Below are 16,522 nucleotides of genomic sequence, written 5' to 3'. Positions count from 1 at the left end.
GCGCCGGGTTCACGCGGACCCGCGCCGGCTCGGTGGCGGTCCGGGCATCCTCAGCTGGAGCGCGGGGAAGCGCGGCGCCGCGAACCCGGCCGCGCGGTACATCTCCAGCCCTTCACCGGTGGCGTTGAGATCGATCACCCGCACGCCGGTCTCGTCCCGGAACCAGGCGAGCAGCGCCGTGAGGCACGCCCGCGCGTGACCGCGCCGCCGTCGCCGCGGATCGGTGCTGATGTTGAAGACGTGCCCGTGCAGCCCGCCGACGTTCGACGGCCCGGGTGCGCGGCGGTGGCAGCCGCCCGCCGCGCTGCAGACGACCCCGAGATCCGGGTCGTCCACCACGAAGGCCGCGAAACCGTCCTCGTTCTCCAGCTCCCCGGCGAACCACGCCTGGGCGGCCTCGCGCCACGGCGCGTCCTCGCCGCCGACCGGCATGCCCATCGCGTCCAGCATCAGGGCGCGAAGCCGGGTGAGGGCCCGCGCGTCGGCGGCCGTCGCGCGCCTGACACCACCCGTCCCGTGTGACAAATCTGACATGTCCGTATCAAACAGCGGGATTCCCCGCACGTGAAACCATTTCCCGGACGGCGGCATCCGCGCCACCGTTAGCCGTCAATTCACCGGGCCGATGCTGGGAGGTAATACTCAGTAATTTCCCAGGTAAGCCGGGTATGTTGAATCAGCATGAACTGGAAGCGCAAGATCAATGATGCGCTGACCGGGGCAACCGGATTCCAGATCCAGCGAGTAGGAAAAGTAGGCTCCACCGCCATAGGGCCGATTCCGGCCCCGTCGCCCGATTCTTTGATCCGGCCGCCGGCCGATCCCAAGGCCGACCGGCTGCTGGTGAGCCCAGTCTTCATCCTTTCTCCCGTGCGATCCGGATCGACCCTGCTCAGAGCCGTCCTCAACGCTCACTCGGCGTTGCACGCCCCCCACGAACTCCACGTGCGGCGGCTGACCGTCGGATACGGCACATCCCTGGCGGAGAAGGCCATGGACGCGCTCGGCCACAACCGGGCCGACCTGGAACACCTGCTGTGGGACCGGGTGCTGCACCGGGAGCTCGTCAAGAGCGGCAAGCAGTACATCGTCGACAAGACGCCCGCCAACGCGTTCGCGTACCAGCGGATCAGCACCTGCTGGCCGGACGCGCGGTTCGTCTTCCTGCTGCGTCACCCGGCGTCCATCGCGAAGTCCTGGCACGAGGCGAGTCCCGACAGGCGGACCTCGCACGAGGCGGCGCTGGACGCCCTGCGGTACATGAAGGCGGTCGAGCGGGCGCGCGGGGCGCTGTCCGGGCTCACCGTGCGGTACGAGGACCTGACCGCCGACCCCGAGGGCGAGACCCGGCGCATCTGCGACTTCCTCTCGCTGCCGTGGGAGGAGGGCATGTTGTCGTACGGCGAGCAGGCCGTCGTGGTGAAGGGCCTCGGCGACTGGAAGGACAAGATCCGCTCGGGCGCCGTGCAGGCGGCGCGGGAACTGCCCGCCGTCGAGGAGATCCCCGATTCGCTCATCCCCATGGCCAGGACCTGGGGCTACCTGCCGGAGGTGACGGGATCCACGTGAAGATCCGCTACCTGCTCCTGCACGCGTACGGCATGGGGGGAACCATCCGCACCGTGGTCAGCCAGGCCAACGCCATGGCCGCTCTCGGCCACGACGTGGAGATCGTCAGCGTGGTCCGGCGCCGCGCCAAGCCGCAGTTCGAGATCGACCCCCGCGTCCGGGTCCGGGCGCTGAACGACCAGCGCAAGGCGGTGCCGTCCGACTCCTTGGGACGCCGGGCCTGGCGAAGAGTGCGCGGCAAGGTGGTGCCGCCCGGCGAGTTCGCGGCCCGGTACTTCACCGAAGTGGTCGAGCGTGCCGTCATGGAGTACGTCTCCACCTTGGAGGACGGTGTCCTCGTCACCACCCGGCCCGCGCTGAACCTCATCTCGGCCCGCCGCGCCACCGCGGGGGTGATCCGCGTCGGCCAGGAGCACATGAACCTCGGCACCTACCCCAAACGGGTGCGCTCCGCCATCATCCGGCACTACGCCGGGCTGGACGCCGTCGTCACCCTCACCGAGAGCGACCAGGCCGAGTACCAGAAGGCCCTCCCCGGCGCCCCCATCGTGCACATCCCGAACGCCGTCTCCGCCACCGGCCGCGAGCCGTCCCGCCAGGAGAACCCCGTCGTGATCGCGGCGGGCCGCCTCGTCACCCAGAAGGGCTTCGACCTGCTGATCCCCGCCTTCCGGCGGGTCGCCGACGTCAACCCCGGCTGGGAGCTGCGCATCTTCGGCTCCGGCCCCAAGGAGGAAAGCCTCACCGAGCTCATCAAGGAACACGACCTGGCGGGGCACGTGAAGCTCATGGGCCGCACCCAGAGCCTGCCCGGCGAGCTGACCGGCGCCTCGATCTACGTCCTCAGCTCCCGCTTCGAGGGCCTCCCCATGGTCATGATCGAGGCCATGAACCACGCGTTGCCGGTGGCCGCGTTCGACTGCCCCACCGGCCCCGCCGACGTCCTCACCCACGAGCGGAACGGCCTCCTGGTCCCCCCTGGCGACATCGACGCCCTGGCGGCCGCCCTCAACCGCCTGATCGCCGACCGCGATCTGCGCGTCCGGTTGGGCACCGCCGCCAGGACCCGGGCCCGCGACTACACCCCCGAGGTCGTCATGCCCCGCTGGGAGTCCCTCTTCCAGGGCCTCGCCGAGACCCGCCGCTGACCGCTGGCGGGTGCGGGCACCGGTGACTAGGCTCGCCGGGGTGGAAGTGGCGGAGTTCGATCTACGGCTGGACGACGGCCGCGCGCTGCACGTCTACGACACGGGCGGCGACGGCCGTCTCCCCGTCCTGTGGCACCACGGCACACCCAACATCGGCGCGCCCCCGGTGCCGCTCTTCCCCGCCGCCGAACGGCTCGGCATCCGCTGGGTGTCGTACGACCGGCCCGGATACGGCGGCTCCAGCCCCCGGCAGGACCGGGGCGTGGCCACGGCGGCCACCTACGCCGCTGTGGTCGCCGACGCGCTGGGGATAGGCCGTTTCGCCGTCATGGGCCATTCCGGGGGCGGCACCCACGCTCTGGCCTGCGCCGCGCTGCTGCCGGACCGCGTGCTGAGCGTGGTCAGCGCCGCCGGGATCGCCCCCTTCGACGCCGAAGGGCTCGACTGGTTCGCGGGCATGCACCCCTCCGTCGCCGCGTCCCTGCGCGCCGCCGCCGAGGGGCGGGCCGCCAAGGAGAGGCACGAGACGCTTTCCACCTACGACCCCGAGATCTTCACCCCCGCCGACCACGCGGCGCTCTCCGGCGGATGGTCCTGGTTCGACGAGATCGTCCCCCCCGCCGTGGCGTCCGGCCCCGGCGGCCTGATCGAGGACGACCTGGCGTACGTCGCCCCCTGGGGATTCACCGCCGCCCAGGTGACGCCCCCCGTCCTGCTCCTGCACGGCACCGAGGACCGCGTCATCCCCAGCTCGCACGCCGGGTGGCTGGCCCGCCACTGCCCGTCGGCCGAGCCTCGCCTGTCCCCCGGCGCCGGCCACATCTCCGTCCTCGACACCGCCCCGGCGGCCCTGGAGTGGTTCTTCTCCCCTTCAGGGCCGGGAACCGCGTAGCGCTTTCAGGACGGGCGGCCGGCGCGCCACCAGTCGAGGCTCTCCCGCAGGGCGGTGTCCACCGAGGTGGGGGCGACGCCGAAGGTGGTCTCGAAGGGGGTGGAGTCCAGGATGAAGGGCTTGTCCCGCTGGTGCTGGGTCTCCCGCAGTTCGCGGATCATCGGGGAGAAGAGGCCCGCGGCGCGAAGCATGACGGCGGGGATGGAGGTGACCTTGGGTGCCGGGGCGCCGGCGATCTCGGCGAAGCGTACGGCCATCTGCCGGACCGAGGGGGCGGGGGACGCCGTGGGGATGTGCCAGGGACGGCCCCAGGCGCGTTCGCCGGAACCCGCCACGGCGAGGGCGCGGGCGACGTCCGGGAGATAGGTGACGCTGTGCGGCTGGTCGACGGCGCCGATGTGGCGGACCGTCTTGCCGGCCAGGATGGGGGCGATGAAGCGGTCGCCGAAGAACGACTGGTCGCTCATCCCGGGGCCGTAGAAGTCGGAGCCGCGCAGCTCGGTGACCCGCACGCGGCCCTCGCGGTGGGCGGCCTCCATGTCCAGCCACATCTTCGCCCGGACCCGTCCCTTCGTCCCGGCCGCGGCGAGGGGGGTGTCCTCGGTCATCGGGCGGTCGACCTCGCCGTATATGTAGAGGTTCCCGAGCGTGACCAGCCCGGCGCCGGTCGTCTCGGCCGTGCCGAGGATGGCGGCGGCCATCGGCGGCCAGTCCTCGGCCCAGCGGTGGTACTGCGGGTTGACGCAGTTGTAGATGACATCAGCTCCCTTGGCGACGCCGGTCAGGCCCTCCCGGTCGGAGACGTCGGCCGAGACCCGTGTGATCCCGGCGGCCACCGGGCCCGAGCCCGACCGGGTGACGACCGTCACCTCGTGGCCCTGTCCCGCCAGCAGCCGCGCGAGCTGCCCGCCGACCTGTCCCGCTCCGATGACTATGTGCTTGCCCATCTCGGTACTCCTTCTTTCTCGTGTTCTTCCGGACGGACGGCTCAGACCTGATCCCAGACGATTCGCAGCAGGGCGTTCACCGCGAACAGCGCCGCGAAGACCATCGACGTGGTGAGCAGACCGGCCGCGAAGGCCGCCGCCACTCCCCCGCCGAACCACACGATCTCCAGGGCGGCGCGGCCGGGCCCGTGCAGCGGGACCGGCGCCTTCGGCGACCCGAAGAGCGCCCACACCACCGCGAACAGCACGGGCCCGCCGATCCCGGCCAGCACCTTGAGCCACCAGGTGGGCCCGGCGGTGAAGCCCCAGTAGCCGACGGCCCCGTAGACGCCGAGCTCCAGGAAGAACATGAGGGCCGCATTGGCTCCCTTGGCCACGGTCGTCATCAGGATCTCCCCGCTCGTCGGTCTTACAGCGCTCCGTTACGAGAGCAATGCTCTCTCAATGGAGCACGATTCGTCAAGAGCAGTGCTCTCGATTAAATGCTCCGCTCTGCTAAGGTCGGAGACGTGAACGCAAGCCGCACCGCACGGGAACGCGTCCGGGCCGAGCTGACCGGCGAGATCAAGGACGTGGCCCGCCGCCAGCTCGCCGCCGAGGGCGCCTCCGGCCTCTCGCTGCGCGCCGTCGCCCGCGAGCTGGGCATGGTCTCCTCGGCGATCTACCGCTACTTCCCCAGCCGCGACGACCTGCTCACCGCCCTGATCACCGAGGCGTTCGACGCCGTGGGCGAGGCCGCGGAGGCCGCCGACGCGTCCTGCCCGAAGGACCGCCACCTGGACCGCTGGATGGCCGTGTGCCGGGCCTTCCGCACCTGGGCCCTCGCCCACCCCCACGAGTACGCCCTGATCCACGGCACGCCGGTCCCCGGCTACATCGCCCCCCAGGAGACCGCCGTGGCCGCCGCCCGCGACGGCGTCGTCCTCGCCACGATCCTGCGCGACGCCCAGGAGGCGGGGGCCCTCACCCCCCGCCTGACAGGCTTCCCCCCCACCCCGGAGAGCTTCGTACCCGACGCGGACCGGCTGCGCGAGACCCTCTTCGCCCCCTTCCCCGACGACGTCATCCTCGCCGCCCTGATGGCCTGGACCCAGCTCTACGGCGCCATCAGCTTCGAGCTCTTCGGGATGTACCACAACGTGCTGGAGACCCCCGCAGACACCTTCGACCACACCGCCCTCACCCAGGCCCACCTACTCGGACTGACGCGCGACTGAGCCCGAAATTGGTGGACAGCGCTTGATAGCGTGCCTTACATGCAGATCATCGACGTCGACCGGTTCATCACCGACGGCTTCGCCAAGGTGGAGGCCATCGTGCCCCAGGAGGTCGGTGACGCGGCCAGGGCGCTGCTGTGGCGGCAGATCGGCCTGTCCCCCGACGACCCCTCCGGCTGGACCAAGCCGGTCGTGTGGGCGTCGGACCTGACCGGCCAGGGGCCGTTCGGGCAGTTCACGCGGAGCCCGAAGCTGCGTGAAGCCCTGGACGCCGTCGCCGGCCGGGGCGGATGGCTGCCCCGGGGCAGCACCGGCAACATCCCCGTCAGGTTCCCCCGGGTACCCCCCGCCGACGACCTGGGCTGGCACATCGACCACAACACCCCGCGGCCGGATGGCACCTGGGGCGTCAGCGGGCGTCCGGCCACGATGCTGCTGCTCGTGCTGTTCTCCGAGGTCGGCCCGGACGACGCGCCGACCCGGGTGCGCGCGGGATCCCAGCGTGACGTCGCCGGCGCGCTGGACGCGGAGGTACGCGACCTGATGGCGCTCGGGCAGCTCTTCGACGACGCGGGCCGCGACTGTCCGGTGGCGCTGGCGACGGGGCTGCCGGGCGACGCGTACCTGGTGCATCCGTTCACCGTGCACGCCGCCCAGGAGCACCATGGCACCCAGCCGCGGTTCATGGCCCAGATGCCGGTCATGCTGAAGAAGCCGCTGGCCCCCGGCGACGACACACCGCTCGGGCGGGCCACCGGCTGGTGAGGCGCTAGCCGGCCCGCTTCGCCCAGCCGGCGAACGGCTCCCGCACGCCGGCGGGCGCGCACGCGAGGGCCGCCTGGTCGGGCTCGGCCGCGGTGACGTGGGGGACGTGCACGAGGATGTCGTAGGCGTCCAGGGGGTTGAGCTCGGAGTGGTACACGCCGTGCCGCTGGCTGGTGACGGCCTTGACGGTCGCGGCGTCGGACGCGGACAGCCCGCGCAGGTCGGTGGCGAAGAGCCCGTCGTGGCTCGCGGCCATGAGGGCGTCCAGGCTGCCGGGCGGCGGCGCGTCCGCAAGGTCCGTGAAGAGCTCGCCGGCGTAGAAGGAAGGCGCGCCGTTGAGGGTCTGGCCGGTCCCCGAGGTCGTGCCGATGACCAGGTAGTCCTCGCCCAGCCGCTCGGCGAGATGCATGCCCATCATCGTGACCGGGGACATGCCGGGCAGGCTCGCGGGCCAGCGCTGGACGTGCGCGTTGTGAGCGGCGAGGACGACGCGGTCCTCCCTGCCGAGGATCCACTCGACGGTGTCCGCGAGCGCGGCCTCGCGCTGGAGCATCACCTCCTGCCGGTCGCCGCGGGGCATCGCGCGGAGCATCGTGTCTAGGGTGACCGTGACGTCCATCGAACGCGACGCCCGGTCATGGGCACCGGCGGTGGTCCGGCCGCGGTATTCGAGGCGGCGGGCCGTCATGCGGGACGCGAGTTCCGCGAGGCCCGCCGTCAGGGCGTCCCTGCGTTCGGGGGCGAGCCCGGCGTAGGCGGAGACGAGCGCGGGGAGGGAGAACGCGGACGTCTGCGCGAAGGCGGCGGCCGTGTCCCGGATGGCGGGGTCGGCCTGGTACTCGGGGTCGGCCTCGGCGAGGTAGGCGAGCACGGCGTCCAGGCCGGGCAGCAGGGACGCCATTGAGCCGGGCATGTCGATCCCGTAGAAGCCGACGGGACGCGCGGCCGTGCGGTTGTGCTCCCGCATCCATTCCAGGTGGTCGCGCATCGGCGTCCACAGCCCCATCAGCGACGTCATGCCGTTCGCCATGACGTGGCCGAGCCCTTCGTCCTCGCCAGCCCGGACCCAGCCGTCGGCCAGCCACCCCTCGGCGAACCCTGTCTCCATCGCGTAGGCGCCGAACCCGTGCCGTTCGGCCAGGTAGCGCAGCAGGCGGTGCCGCAGCTGATAGAACTCGCGGTTGTAGTGCGCGCTCTCACCGATCGCCACCACCCGCGCGTCCCCGACGGCCTCCTCCAGCCACCCGAGGTCGTCGAGAGCCGCCGCCGGGTCCAGCGTGGTCAGCGGGATCACCGCCTCGCCGCTCAGCCGGCCCCGCGCCACCGAAGGATCCATGGTCATTTCAGCTCCTCTGCGTAGGCACACCCTACCGTTCCCATTTCTGGGAACGGTACCAGATGTGGGAAAGTACACGAGTGGACACCCTCGACCTGCTTCTGCACCCGGTCCGGCTCCGCATCGTGAACGCCATGTCCGGAGGCCGCACCCACACCACCGCCGACCTGTGCGCCCACCTGCGCGACGTCCCCAAGACCAGCGTGTACCGGCACGTAGGTCTGCTGGCCGAGGCGGGAGTGCTGGAGGTCGCCGACGAACGCCGCGTCCACGGCGCCGTGGAACGCCACTACCGCCTGCGCGCCGAGCGCACCGTGATCGACGACGAGGCGGCCCGGTCGATGTCCCTCGACGACCACCGCGACGGCTTCACCGCCGCCATGGCCGCCCTGCTCGCCGAGTTCAACGCCTACCTCGGCCGCGAAGGCGCCGACCCCCTCGCCGACTCCGTGAGCTACCGGCAGGGCGTCCTCTGGCTCACCCCCGAGGAGATCGGCGACCTGATCGGCGAGATACTCCCCCACATCCGCGCCAGAGCAGGCAACCAGCCCACCCCCGCCCGCACCCCCCACCTGCTCAGCATGATCTTCTTCCCCACCGAGGAACCGCCCGGCCGATCGTGACCCGGCGTGCCGCCGTCACCCCCGTCGCACGACCTCGGCCGTCCAGGCGGGCTCGCTCATACGACCCGGACGACGTACTTGCCCCGGACGCCGCCGGATTCCAGCGCCCGGTGGGCCTTGGCGATGTCGGCGAGGGGGTACACCGTGTCGACGACCGGGCGCAGCGCACCGGTCTCCACGTATCGGGCCAGGTCGGCGAAGAGCCGGTGGGTGGGGTTGCCGCTGAAGAACCGCACCCGCCGGGAGCCGAAGACGGCGGAGGCGAGGATGTAGGACAAGGAGGCGACCATGCGCCCGGTGTCGAAGCTGATCGAGACCATGCGTCCTCCCGGCGCGAGGAGCCGCCGGTAGGCGCCGATCTCGGTGCCCACGCTGTCGAACACCACGTCGAACGGGGCCAGGTCGGCGGGGCCGGTGGTCGCGTAGTCGAGGGCCTCGTCGGCTCCGAGGTCCCGGACGAAGCCGAGGTTCCCGGCGCGCGCGAGCCCGGTGACGTGCGCGCCGTAAGCCCGTCCCAGCTGGACGGCGATGCTGCCCACGCCGCCGCTCGCACCGCGGACGAGCAGCCGCTCACCCGCCTTGAGCCGAGCCTTGTCCCGCAGCGCCGTGATCGCCGTCGTGCCCACCGGCAGGGACGCGGCCTCGACCAGGTCGAGCCCGGCCGGGGCGAGCGACAGTTGCCGGGGGCGGACGGCCACGAACTCGGCGGCACTGCCGAACGTCCGCGGCAGCACTCCCCACACCCGGTCGCCCACCGCGAGGCCGGACATGGGCGAGCCGAGTGCGGCCACTTCACCGGTGAAGTCGATCCCGACGCGCTTCGGGAACCCCCGCCCGACCAGCCCCGTCACGAGCCGGATCTCCCCGGCCCGCCCGTGCAGCTCGCCCCCGTTCACGCTGACGGCATGGACGCGCACCAGCACCTCACCCGGCCCCGCGACAGGCTTCGGCACCATGCCTTCGTACAGCACCTCCGGCGGCCCGTACCTGTCGAACAACGCCGCGCGCATCTCACTCACTGTCCTCATCCCCCCACCCTCTCGGTCAGGAGCCACGCTAACCCGCTAAACGGACACCCCCGTCCACTTAGGCTAATGTGAGAGACATGGGCGCTCGTTCCTCTCAAATGCCGCATGATCCCGCCACCACTCCCGCCGAGACGACCGGACTGCGCGCCGACGCCCGTCACAACCGCGACCGCATCCTCGACGCCGCCCGCGAGGCGTTCGCCACCCGCGGCCCCGACGTCCCGATGGCCGCCATCGCCCGCCGCGCCGGCGTCGGGGTCGCCACCCTCTACCGCCGCTTCCCCACCAGGGAATCCCTGATCACCGAGGTCTTCGCCGACCAGGTCACGATGTGCACATCGGTCGTCGACGACGCCCTCGCCGACCCCGACCCCTGGCGCGCCTTCTGCACCGTCATCGAGAAGGTCTGCGCCATGCAGATCGCCGACCGAGGCTTCACCGCCGCCTTCCTCACCGAGTTCCCCTGCGCCGACGAGTACGAACGGGAACGCCTCCGCGCCGAGACCGGCCTCGCCGTCCTAATCCAGCGAGCCAAGGACGCCGGCCACCTACGCCCCGACTTCGACCAGGCCGACCTGATCCTCCTCCTCATCGCCAACAACGGCCTCATCACCGCCTCCCCCGACTCCGCCCCCACCGCCTCCCGGAGACTCGTCGCCTACCTCCTCCAGTCCTTCCACGCCGACCACACCGCCCCCCTCCCACCCCCACCCCCGCTCACCCTCCACCAGATCCACCACCTCCCTCCACCGGCCCGGCCCCGGAGTGCGTGATCGCGTTGGTGACCAGCTCCGACACCGCCAGGACGACGTCCTCGGCCGCCGGATGGCCGTTCCCCAGCCATCGGCGCACCTCGGCCCGCGCATGGGAGACGGATTCACGAACCCCGGCAAGGTCCGCCTCACCCAGGATCCTTGGTACCGCGCCCGCCACCTTCATGGTTCACCTGCTCCGAGAGTCGGGACCCGATCGACCCTCCAAACATCTCGAAGTTCGGATACATTCGGTGACCAGTTGACTTCAACTGGCTATCAACAGTTTGGGTGAAAGGCTGAGAAAGAAATCGGAGCCCCCATGCCGAAGGAAAGCGAACTTTTCCCCTCGGATTCCCCCACGGCTCTCTTCGGTTTCGAGTTACGGCGGCATCGCAAGGAACGCGGGTGGTCACAGTTGAGGCTGGCGCGAGCGGTGCCTTATTCGGTGGGAACGATCAGCATGATCGAGACGGCGAAGCGGTGTCCGTCCGAGCAATTCGCACGCCACTGCGACGATGCCCTGCAAGCCGATGGCGCCTTGATCCGCTTATGGCCGATGGTCACTCGCGCCTCGGCGCCTCCATGGTTCCGCCCATGGCTGGAGCACCTGATGCAGGTGGGTCGGAGTCCCAGGATCACCATCCAGGTCCTCCCTGTCACCGCCTGCTCGACCACAGGCCTTCTCGGAGGATTCGCGATCGCCATAGCAGATGGGGCACCCGATACGGCGTATATCGAAGCCGCCTCCAACGCCCAGGTAACAGACTGGACAGAAATCGTCAGAACCCTAGCATTCAGGTACGAAGGAATTCGGTCCGAAGCGCTGCCTCAGCGTGAATCCCTGGCATTGATCAAGGAGACGATGTCCCGATGGACGAGCTGACCATGGAGTTCAGCAACACCCGGTGGACGAGGTCCTCCTACTCTGGCAGCAATGGCGGCAATTGTGTGGAGGTCGCAAGGCTGTCAAGTGGACATAGAGGCGTACGGGACAGCAAAGACCCAGTCGGGGCGGTTTTGCTGGTCACCGGGCGACAGTGGAGTATCTTCGTCGCGGGGATTAAACGGTACGACTTCTGACAATCGGGACGCCGGTAATTCTGTCGGTGAGGGCTGAGATCATTCTGGCTATAGAGCTGGAAAGGAACGACGCCGGAACCACGGGAGGCTCCAGGTTGCTGATGGATTGTGCGCCGTTGGGCGATATTTACTGCGTGGCGTTCGTGCGCGGGTGTACGCCTCGGGAGGTGCTCATGCGGTTCGGCGTGGATGAGGAGACGGTGGAGGAGATGTCCTTCGAGCGGTTCGACGACGTCTCCTGGGAGCTCGCGGAAGGGCTGCGAGGGAAGGTCGGCGGCTATGTGGGGGCGGTGGAGGGCGGGAAGTGGACGGTGCTCATCGAGCCGTGGGGGTGCCGGGCGGCGCGGGATCGTGACGTGCTGAAGTGCTTGTGCGAGGGGACGGAGGTGGTGGCGGTCAGCGTGCATCCGTACACCTCCGACTACTTCGTGCACGCGGCCGACCGGCACGTGATCGTGTCGTTCGAGCCAGGGACGCCGCGTGACCGGAGCGGTGCCGACCCTGGTCGCTGGGACGACGCGATGCGCGCGGCCGGACTCGGCTGGGGGGCCGGCGAGCCACGGCCGGGCACACCGATCGCCTCCGCGTTCGCGCTGGCGGGCGCGATCACCGGGGTCACCTTCACCAGGGACGTCCTGGGTCGTCCCGTCCTCGCCGCCGTCATCGCGACGACGCGCGACATGGTGTGATCGCCACCGGGCCGGGCCTGAGTTCACCGGCCCGGCCCGGTCTCACGGGGATTGAACAGCGCGAGTGCCGATATTCGGATATCACCGAAATTCTGTCGGTGAGAGCTGCCATCATCCTGGCAATCGAGAGCGAGGAGTGATGATGACAGAGCCGAGCGAAGGCTTCGAGTGGCTGCTGGAGTACGGGCCGCTGGGGGACGTTTACTGTGTGGCGTTCGTGCGCGGGTGTACGCCTCGGGAGGTACTTGAGCGGTTCGGGGTGGACGAGGAGACGGTGGAGGAGATGTCGTTCGAGCGGTTCGAGCGGGTTTCCTCGGAGCTGGCGGAGGCGCTTCAGGGGGACAGCGGGGGTTATGTGGGGGCGGTGGAGGCCGGGGAGTGGACGGTGCTCGTCGAGCCGTCCGGGTATCGGGCGGCGCGGGATCGGGAGCTGCTGAAGTGGCTGTGCGAGGGGACGGAGGTGGTGGCCCTCAACGTGAATCCGTACGCCTCCGAGTACTTCGTGCACGCGGCCGACCGGGACGTGGTCGTGTCGTTCGAGCCGGTGACGCCGCACGAGCGGTCCGGCGCCGATCCGGGGCGGTGGGACGACGCCATGCGTGAGGTCGGCCTGGGGCAACGCGGCTACGACGAACCCCCGGCCGGCGATCCGCGTGCCGCCGCGTTCGCGCTGGCGGGCAGGATCACCGGGGTTCCCTTCACCAGGGACATCCTGAGCCGTCCCTTCCTCGCCGCCGTCATCGCCACGGCGCGCGGCATGGTGTGAGCGCCACCCCCGCGTTCAGCGGGCCGGCTCGGTCTGCCATAGGGCGCTGATCGGGACGGCTCGCATGCGGTCGCCGAACGGGAGGGTCTGGGTGCCGGTGTAGAGGACGACGCCTGCGACGAAGTCGTCACCCACGCGGTCGGCCACGTGGCGGAGGCCGCGGAAGTCGTCGGGGCGAACGGTCGAGGACGCCTTGACCTCTATGCCGGCCACCTTGCCCTGGCGGGTCTCCAGGATGGCGTCGACCTCCACCTGGTCCTTGGTGCGGTAGTGGAACAGCTCGGCGCGTTCGTCGGACCAGGTGAGCTGGCGGGCCAGTTCCATGAGGACGAAGCCCTCCAGGAGGGGGCCGAAGGGGGCTTCGGGGCGGATCAGGCTGCGAGCGTCGGCACCCAGGAGGTTGGCGGCGACGCCAGAGTCGACGAAGGCCAGCTTGGGGGTGCTGGTGGCGCGGTTGCTCAGGTTGCGGGACCAGGCGGGGACGCGCTTGGTGAGGAAGACCTCTTCCAGTAGGGCCAGGTAGCGGTGGACGGTGCTCTGGGAGACGCCGGTGGTGCCGCTGAGCGCGTTGGCGACCAGGAGCTGGCCCGAGCGGGCGGCCAGGAGGCGGAGCAGGGCGCGCATCTCGGGGGCGCGTTCGATCTCGGATAGCCGGCTGACGTCGCGGGCGATCAGGTCGGCGACGTAGGAGTCGAAGAAGCGCTCCCGGCGGCGGGGGTTGGCACGGGCGACGGCCTCGGGGAAGCCGCCGCGGACGACGCGCTCGGCGTACTCGCCGCGGGTGACGGACGAGGTGTGGCGCAGCGCGGGGCCGTCGGTGAAGAGCGCGTCCACGAAGCGGTCGGGGGTGCCGTCGATCTCGCCCTGGGCGAAGGGCCACAGCTCGATGGTCTCCACCCGGCCGGGCAGGGTGTCGGGGAGTGCCCGCAGGCCGAGCACGCGGGCCGAGCCGGTGAGCAGGTAGCGGCCGGGGCGCGGGTCGGCGTCCACCTGTTCCTTGATGGCCAGCAGCAGTTCCGGCGCCCGCTGGATCTCGTCGATCACCATGAGGTCGGCGAAGTCGACGAAACCCGCCGGGTCCGCCAGGGCCGCCTGCCGGACCGCGGGGGTGTCGAGGGTGCGCCACTCGCCCTCCCGCCCCTTGGCCACCACCCGGACCAGCGTGCTCTTGCCCGCCTGCCGCGCGCCGTTGACCAGCACCACACGGGTGTCGGCCAGCGCCTCGGCGACGGCCGTCCCCGCGTGCCTCGGGAGCACGTCGCCCAGCGGTGTCCAGCCTGCGTTCGCCACCAGGTCAGCATGCCACAACGAGGGCTCATCCGGCACGCTCGCCGGTGGTTCACTGACACATTGGTCGCACCGATGCTGACACGTTGGTCGCCCACCGGATGGCATGGTGGTCGCTCAGGGAGCCACCGGAAGGGTCATGGTGAAGGTGGCGCCGTGGCCCGGGGCGGTGTGGAGGGTCAGGTGGCCGCCGTGCGCGGTGGTCAGGGAGCTTGCGATGGACAGGCCGAGGCCGGCGCCGGTGGCGGTGGGGCGGGAGCGGGACGGGTCGGTGCGGTAGAAGCGGTCGAAGACCCTGGCGGCCTGGGTGGGGGTGAGGCCGGGGCCGTGGTCGGTGACGCTGAGGACAGCCGTGGCGCCCCGGGTGCCCACGCCGATCCGTACCGGGGTGCCCGCGGGGGTGTGGGCCACGACGTTGCCGACGAGGTTGGTGACCACCTGGCGCAGGCGGGACTCGTCGCCGAGGACGGGGGCCGGAGCGGGCGGGCCGCCGTCCGGGCCGGTCAGGGTGACGGGGCGGTCGGGGGCGAGGGCCTTCAGGTCCAGGCGGGCGTCGGCGGCCAGGGTGCGCAGGTCCATGGGGGCCAGGTCCAGGGGAAGGGCGTCGCCGCCCTCGTCCAGGCGGGCCAGGAGCAGGAGGTCCTCCACGAGGCGGGCCAGGCGGGCGGACTCGGTCTCGATCCTGGACATCGCCTGGTCGACGTCGGTCAGGCCGCCCATGCGGTGCAGTTCGGTGAAGCCCCGGATGCCGAACAGCGGGGTGCGCAGCTCGTGGCCGACGTCGGCGACGAAGCGGCGCAGGCGGGCCTCGGACTCGGCGCGGGCGGCGAAGGCCTGCTCGATCTGGGTGAGCATGCCGTTGAGGGAGGCCGCCAGCCGTCCGATCTCGGTGGAGGATCCGGGGTCGGGGACGCGGCGGGCGAGGTAGCCGGAGGCGATGGCGGCGGCGGTCTCCTCGATGCGCCGCAGCGGGCGCAGTCCCGCCCGGATGGCGAACAGGCCCGTCAGGGTGAGCACGGCGAGCAGCGCGGCGCCGGAGAGCAGGATCGCCGTCCGCAGCCGTGCCACGATCGAGCTCACGCCGTCCAGGGACACGGCGACGACCACACCGCTTCCCCGCTCGGGTGCGGGCGCGCCGGGGATGAGGGGGAACGCGGAACGGGGCATGGCGATGACCCGCCAGCGGCCCGGCCCGGCGCGGTCGGGGACCTCGAAAGCCTGCCGGGCGCGACGGACGACCTCGGCGGCGTCGAGACGCGGGAGCGCGGGACCGCCCGGGCCGGATCGCGCCGGCACGTCGGCCTCCTCCTGGACGACACCGGCGGGCGTCAGCGCGGCGAGGTAGACGTCGGTGATCAGGTCGAGGTTCGCGGTGCCGGCCTGCCCGCCGAGCAGGCCGGGCCCGGCCCTGCCGGGGAGGTCGCGGCCGAAGCCGGGCGGGAGGACGGCGACCAGGCCGCCGAGGGTCTGCAGCTGCCGGTCCAGCCGGTCGACCAGGTTGGCGCGGAGCAGGCCGATCACGATCGAGCCGCTCAGCACCAGGCCGGCCGTCAGCAGCGCGCTGGTGATCAGCAACAGCCTCGCCCGCAACGACAGCCGTCGCGGCCCGGGACGCGCACGGCCCCACGCCACCAGGCGCCGTGCCCGCGTCCGGTCCTCGGAGGACCCCGGGGTAGGTCTCGTCATCGGGGTCTGCGCAGGACGTAGCCCACGCCGTGGACGGTGTGGATCAGGCGGGGGCCGGTGGGGTCGAGCTTGCGGCGCAGGTAGCTGATGTAGGTGTCGACGATGCTGGAGTCGCCGGCGAAGTCGTACTGCCAGACGTGCTCCAGGATCTGGGGCTTGGAGACGACGCGGCCCGCGTTGACCACGAGGTAGTGCAGGAGGCGGAACTCGGTGGGCGACAGGCGGACCGGGGTGCCCGCGCGGTGGGTCTGGTGGGCCTCGGGGTCGAGTTCCAGGTCGCCGACGACCAGGGTGGCCGCCTCCGGGGAGCCGGTGCGGCGGAGGACGGCGCGGATGCGGGCGATCAGTTCCTCCAGGTCGAAGGGCTTGGTGACGTAGTCGTCGCCGCCCAGGGTGAGGCCGGTGACCTTGTCCTTCGGGGAGTCCCTGGCGGTGAGGAACAGGACGGGGATCGGTGGGCGGGCGAGTTCGCGCAGGCGGCGTACCACCTGGAAGCCGTCCAGGTCGGGGAGCATCACGTCGAGCAGCACCAGGTCGGGGCGCTCGCGCGCGGCGGCGTCCACGGCCTCCGCGCCGGTGGCGGCGGAGGTGACGGCGAAACCGGCGAAGCGGAGGGTCGCGGACAGCAGCTCACGGACCGTGGGCTCGTCGTCCACGACCAGCAGCCGCTCCCCCGGCCGCCGGTCGCCGTCGCCCCCCGTCATCCCCGTCCCCTCATCGGTTCATCGTCCCAG

The 16,522-nt window shown here is 71.3% G+C and carries 20 protein-coding genes; 11 read left to right on the top strand and 9 right to left on the bottom strand.

All coding sequences use genetic code 11. The features are described from left to right. Positions 1 to 9: 9 nt before the first annotated feature. Both ACFP1K_RS18630 and ACFP1K_RS18625 read right to left on the bottom strand, forming a co-directional pair. Entirely contained in the window at positions 10 to 534 is a 525-nt protein-coding gene (locus ACFP1K_RS18630) for a GNAT family N-acetyltransferase (RefSeq protein ID WP_380754744.1), read from the bottom strand. Between the two features lie 80 nt (positions 535 to 614). Then, positions 615 to 860 carry a hypothetical protein gene (locus ACFP1K_RS18625; RefSeq protein WP_380754741.1) on the bottom strand — a complete coding sequence of 82 codons (246 nt, stop codon included), beginning with the start codon at positions 858 to 860 and terminating at the stop codon, positions 615 to 617. 10 nt (positions 861 to 870) lie between these two features. On the opposite strand from ACFP1K_RS18625, the gene ACFP1K_RS18620 reads away from it, so the two are divergent. Genes ACFP1K_RS18620 through ACFP1K_RS18610 form a run of 3 tightly spaced genes read left to right on the top strand, consistent with a single transcriptional unit; the run spans position 871 to position 3,609 of the window. Then, positions 871 to 1,569 carry a sulfotransferase family protein gene (locus ACFP1K_RS18620; protein ID WP_380754738.1) on the top strand — a complete coding sequence of 233 codons (699 nt, stop codon included), beginning with the start codon at positions 871 to 873 and terminating at the stop codon, positions 1,567 to 1,569. Continuing rightward, a complete protein-coding gene (locus ACFP1K_RS18615; protein WP_380754736.1) occupies positions 1,566 to 2,717 on the top strand; it encodes a glycosyltransferase family 4 protein in 1,152 nt (383 codons plus the stop codon). Before ACFP1K_RS18620 ends, ACFP1K_RS18615 begins: the two co-directional genes overlap by 4 nt. A gap of 40 nt (positions 2,718 to 2,757) precedes the next feature. Next, the gene (locus tag ACFP1K_RS18610) at positions 2,758 to 3,609 is read left to right on the top strand and encodes an alpha/beta fold hydrolase (protein ID WP_380754733.1); all 852 of its coding nucleotides are present in this window, start codon (positions 2,758 to 2,760) and stop codon (positions 3,607 to 3,609) included. A gap of 5 nt (positions 3,610 to 3,614) precedes the next feature. Here the strand turns inward: ACFP1K_RS18610 and ACFP1K_RS18605 are convergent, their stop codons facing one another. After that, the gene (locus tag ACFP1K_RS18605; RefSeq protein WP_380754731.1) at positions 3,615 to 4,556 is read right to left on the bottom strand and encodes an NAD-dependent epimerase/dehydratase family protein; all 942 of its coding nucleotides are present in this window, start codon (positions 4,554 to 4,556) and stop codon (positions 3,615 to 3,617) included. 41 nt (positions 4,557 to 4,597) lie between these two features. Continuing rightward, positions 4,598 to 4,942 carry a YrdB family protein gene (locus ACFP1K_RS18600; RefSeq protein ID WP_380754729.1) on the bottom strand — a complete coding sequence of 115 codons (345 nt, stop codon included), beginning with the start codon at positions 4,940 to 4,942 and terminating at the stop codon, positions 4,598 to 4,600. Positions 4,943 to 5,065: 123 nt separating this feature from the next. Here ACFP1K_RS18600 and ACFP1K_RS18595 point away from each other — a divergent pair, with 123 nt between their 5' ends. Together ACFP1K_RS18595 and ACFP1K_RS18590 are read left to right on the top strand one after the other, a co-directional pair. Beyond that, on the top strand, positions 5,066 to 5,773 hold the full coding sequence (locus tag ACFP1K_RS18595) for a TetR/AcrR family transcriptional regulator (RefSeq protein ID WP_380754726.1): 708 nt from the start codon (positions 5,066 to 5,068) through the stop codon (positions 5,771 to 5,773). Positions 5,774 to 5,812: 39 nt separating this feature from the next. Continuing rightward, a complete protein-coding gene (locus tag ACFP1K_RS18590; protein WP_380754724.1) occupies positions 5,813 to 6,538 on the top strand; it encodes a phytanoyl-CoA dioxygenase in 726 nt (241 codons plus the stop codon). A 4-nt stretch (positions 6,539 to 6,542) separates the two neighbouring features. Here ACFP1K_RS18590 and ACFP1K_RS18585 read toward each other — a convergent pair whose 3' ends face one another. Beyond that, positions 6,543 to 7,880 (bottom strand): erythromycin esterase family protein, encoded by a 1,338-nt coding sequence (locus ACFP1K_RS18585; RefSeq protein ID WP_380754722.1) that lies wholly within the window; start codon positions 7,878 to 7,880, stop codon positions 6,543 to 6,545. A 74-nt stretch (positions 7,881 to 7,954) separates the two neighbouring features. Here ACFP1K_RS18585 and ACFP1K_RS18580 point away from each other — a divergent pair, with 74 nt between their 5' ends. After that, positions 7,955 to 8,497: a helix-turn-helix domain-containing protein gene (locus ACFP1K_RS18580; RefSeq protein ID WP_380754719.1), complete on the top strand. Its 543-nt coding sequence runs from the start codon at positions 7,955 to 7,957 to the stop codon at positions 8,495 to 8,497. Between the two features lie 56 nt (positions 8,498 to 8,553). Here the strand turns inward: ACFP1K_RS18580 and ACFP1K_RS18575 are convergent, their stop codons facing one another. After that, positions 8,554 to 9,507: an NAD(P)-dependent alcohol dehydrogenase gene (locus ACFP1K_RS18575; RefSeq protein WP_380754815.1), complete on the bottom strand. Its 954-nt coding sequence runs from the start codon at positions 9,505 to 9,507 to the stop codon at positions 8,554 to 8,556. A gap of 116 nt (positions 9,508 to 9,623) precedes the next feature. Between ACFP1K_RS18575 and ACFP1K_RS18570 the strand changes: the two genes are divergently transcribed. The 5 genes from ACFP1K_RS18570 to ACFP1K_RS18550 all read left to right on the top strand — a co-directional run bounded on the left by ACFP1K_RS18570 (position 9,624) and on the right by ACFP1K_RS18550 (position 12,815). Further along, positions 9,624 to 10,298 (top strand): TetR/AcrR family transcriptional regulator, encoded by a 675-nt coding sequence (locus tag ACFP1K_RS18570; protein ID WP_380754717.1) that lies wholly within the window; start codon positions 9,624 to 9,626, stop codon positions 10,296 to 10,298. A 301-nt stretch (positions 10,299 to 10,599) separates the two neighbouring features. Beyond that, a complete protein-coding gene (locus ACFP1K_RS18565) occupies positions 10,600 to 11,163 on the top strand; it encodes a Scr1 family TA system antitoxin-like transcriptional regulator (RefSeq protein ID WP_380754714.1) in 564 nt (187 codons plus the stop codon). Then, positions 11,151 to 11,360, top strand: a complete 210-nt coding sequence (locus tag ACFP1K_RS18560; protein WP_380754712.1) for a DUF397 domain-containing protein — start codon at positions 11,151 to 11,153, stop codon at positions 11,358 to 11,360. Before ACFP1K_RS18565 ends, ACFP1K_RS18560 begins: the two co-directional genes overlap by 13 nt. 101 nt (positions 11,361 to 11,461) lie before the next feature. Beyond that, a complete protein-coding gene (locus ACFP1K_RS18555; protein ID WP_380754710.1) occupies positions 11,462 to 12,049 on the top strand; it encodes a DUF6461 domain-containing protein in 588 nt (195 codons plus the stop codon). Positions 12,050 to 12,188: 139 nt separating this feature from the next. Next, entirely contained in the window at positions 12,189 to 12,815 is a 627-nt protein-coding gene (locus tag ACFP1K_RS18550; RefSeq protein WP_380754706.1) for a DUF6461 domain-containing protein, read from the top strand. A gap of 15 nt (positions 12,816 to 12,830) precedes the next feature. On the opposite strand, the gene ACFP1K_RS18545 is transcribed toward ACFP1K_RS18550, so the two are convergent. The 3 genes from ACFP1K_RS18545 to ACFP1K_RS18535 form a co-directional block, all read right to left on the bottom strand. Next, positions 12,831 to 14,105: an ATP-binding protein gene (locus ACFP1K_RS18545; RefSeq protein WP_380754703.1), complete on the bottom strand. Its 1,275-nt coding sequence runs from the start codon at positions 14,103 to 14,105 to the stop codon at positions 12,831 to 12,833. A 114-nt stretch (positions 14,106 to 14,219) separates the two neighbouring features. Continuing rightward, positions 14,220 to 15,788: a sensor histidine kinase gene (locus ACFP1K_RS18540; RefSeq protein ID WP_380754700.1), complete on the bottom strand. Its 1,569-nt coding sequence runs from the start codon at positions 15,786 to 15,788 to the stop codon at positions 14,220 to 14,222. After that, positions 15,785 to 16,492 carry a response regulator transcription factor gene (locus tag ACFP1K_RS18535; RefSeq protein ID WP_380754697.1) on the bottom strand — a complete coding sequence of 236 codons (708 nt, stop codon included), beginning with the start codon at positions 16,490 to 16,492 and terminating at the stop codon, positions 15,785 to 15,787. The genes ACFP1K_RS18540 and ACFP1K_RS18535 overlap by 4 nt, the downstream gene beginning before the upstream one ends. Positions 16,493 to 16,522 lie beyond the last annotated feature (30 nt).

This window comes from Sphaerisporangium aureirubrum, assembly GCF_042658925.1.
Taxonomy (GTDB): Bacteria; Actinomycetota; Actinomycetes; order Streptosporangiales; family Streptosporangiaceae; genus Sphaerisporangium; species Sphaerisporangium aureirubrum.
Note: the sequence above shows the minus strand (reverse complement) of the source record. Positions and strands in the feature narration are given on the sequence as shown.

What these genes read in the sequence shown, in the direction of transcription:
- ACFP1K_RS18630 (WP_380754744.1), bottom strand. Translation starts at nt 534, where the DNA reads ATGTCAGATTTGTCACACGGGACGGGTGGTGTCAGGCGCGCGACGGCC.
- ACFP1K_RS18625 (WP_380754741.1), bottom strand. Translation starts at nt 860, where the DNA reads ATGAAGACTGGGCTCACCAGCAGCCGGTCGGCCTTGGGATCGGCCGGC.
- ACFP1K_RS18605 (WP_380754731.1), bottom strand. Translation starts at nt 4,556, where the DNA reads ATGGGCAAGCACATAGTCATCGGAGCGGGACAGGTCGGCGGGCAGCTC.
- ACFP1K_RS18600 (WP_380754729.1), bottom strand. Translation starts at nt 4,942, where the DNA reads ATGACGACCGTGGCCAAGGGAGCCAATGCGGCCCTCATGTTCTTCCTG.
- ACFP1K_RS18590 (WP_380754724.1), top strand. Translation starts at nt 5,813, where the DNA reads ATGCAGATCATCGACGTCGACCGGTTCATCACCGACGGCTTCGCCAAG.
- ACFP1K_RS18585 (WP_380754722.1), bottom strand. Translation starts at nt 7,880, where the DNA reads ATGACCATGGATCCTTCGGTGGCGCGGGGCCGGCTGAGCGGCGAGGCG.
- ACFP1K_RS18575 (WP_380754815.1), bottom strand. Translation starts at nt 9,507, where the DNA reads ATGCGCGCGGCGTTGTTCGACAGGTACGGGCCGCCGGAGGTGCTGTAC.
- ACFP1K_RS18570 (WP_380754717.1), top strand. Translation starts at nt 9,624, where the DNA reads ATGCCGCATGATCCCGCCACCACTCCCGCCGAGACGACCGGACTGCGC.
- ACFP1K_RS18565 (WP_380754714.1), top strand. Translation starts at nt 10,600, where the DNA reads ATGCCGAAGGAAAGCGAACTTTTCCCCTCGGATTCCCCCACGGCTCTC.
- ACFP1K_RS18560 (WP_380754712.1), top strand. Translation starts at nt 11,151, where the DNA reads ATGGACGAGCTGACCATGGAGTTCAGCAACACCCGGTGGACGAGGTCC.
- ACFP1K_RS18555 (WP_380754710.1), top strand. Translation starts at nt 11,462, where the DNA reads ATGGATTGTGCGCCGTTGGGCGATATTTACTGCGTGGCGTTCGTGCGC.
- ACFP1K_RS18550 (WP_380754706.1), top strand. Translation starts at nt 12,189, where the DNA reads ATGATGACAGAGCCGAGCGAAGGCTTCGAGTGGCTGCTGGAGTACGGG.
- ACFP1K_RS18540 (WP_380754700.1), bottom strand. Translation starts at nt 15,788, where the DNA reads ATGACGAGACCTACCCCGGGGTCCTCCGAGGACCGGACGCGGGCACGG.
- ACFP1K_RS18535 (WP_380754697.1), bottom strand. Translation starts at nt 16,492, where the DNA reads ATGACGGGGGGCGACGGCGACCGGCGGCCGGGGGAGCGGCTGCTGGTC.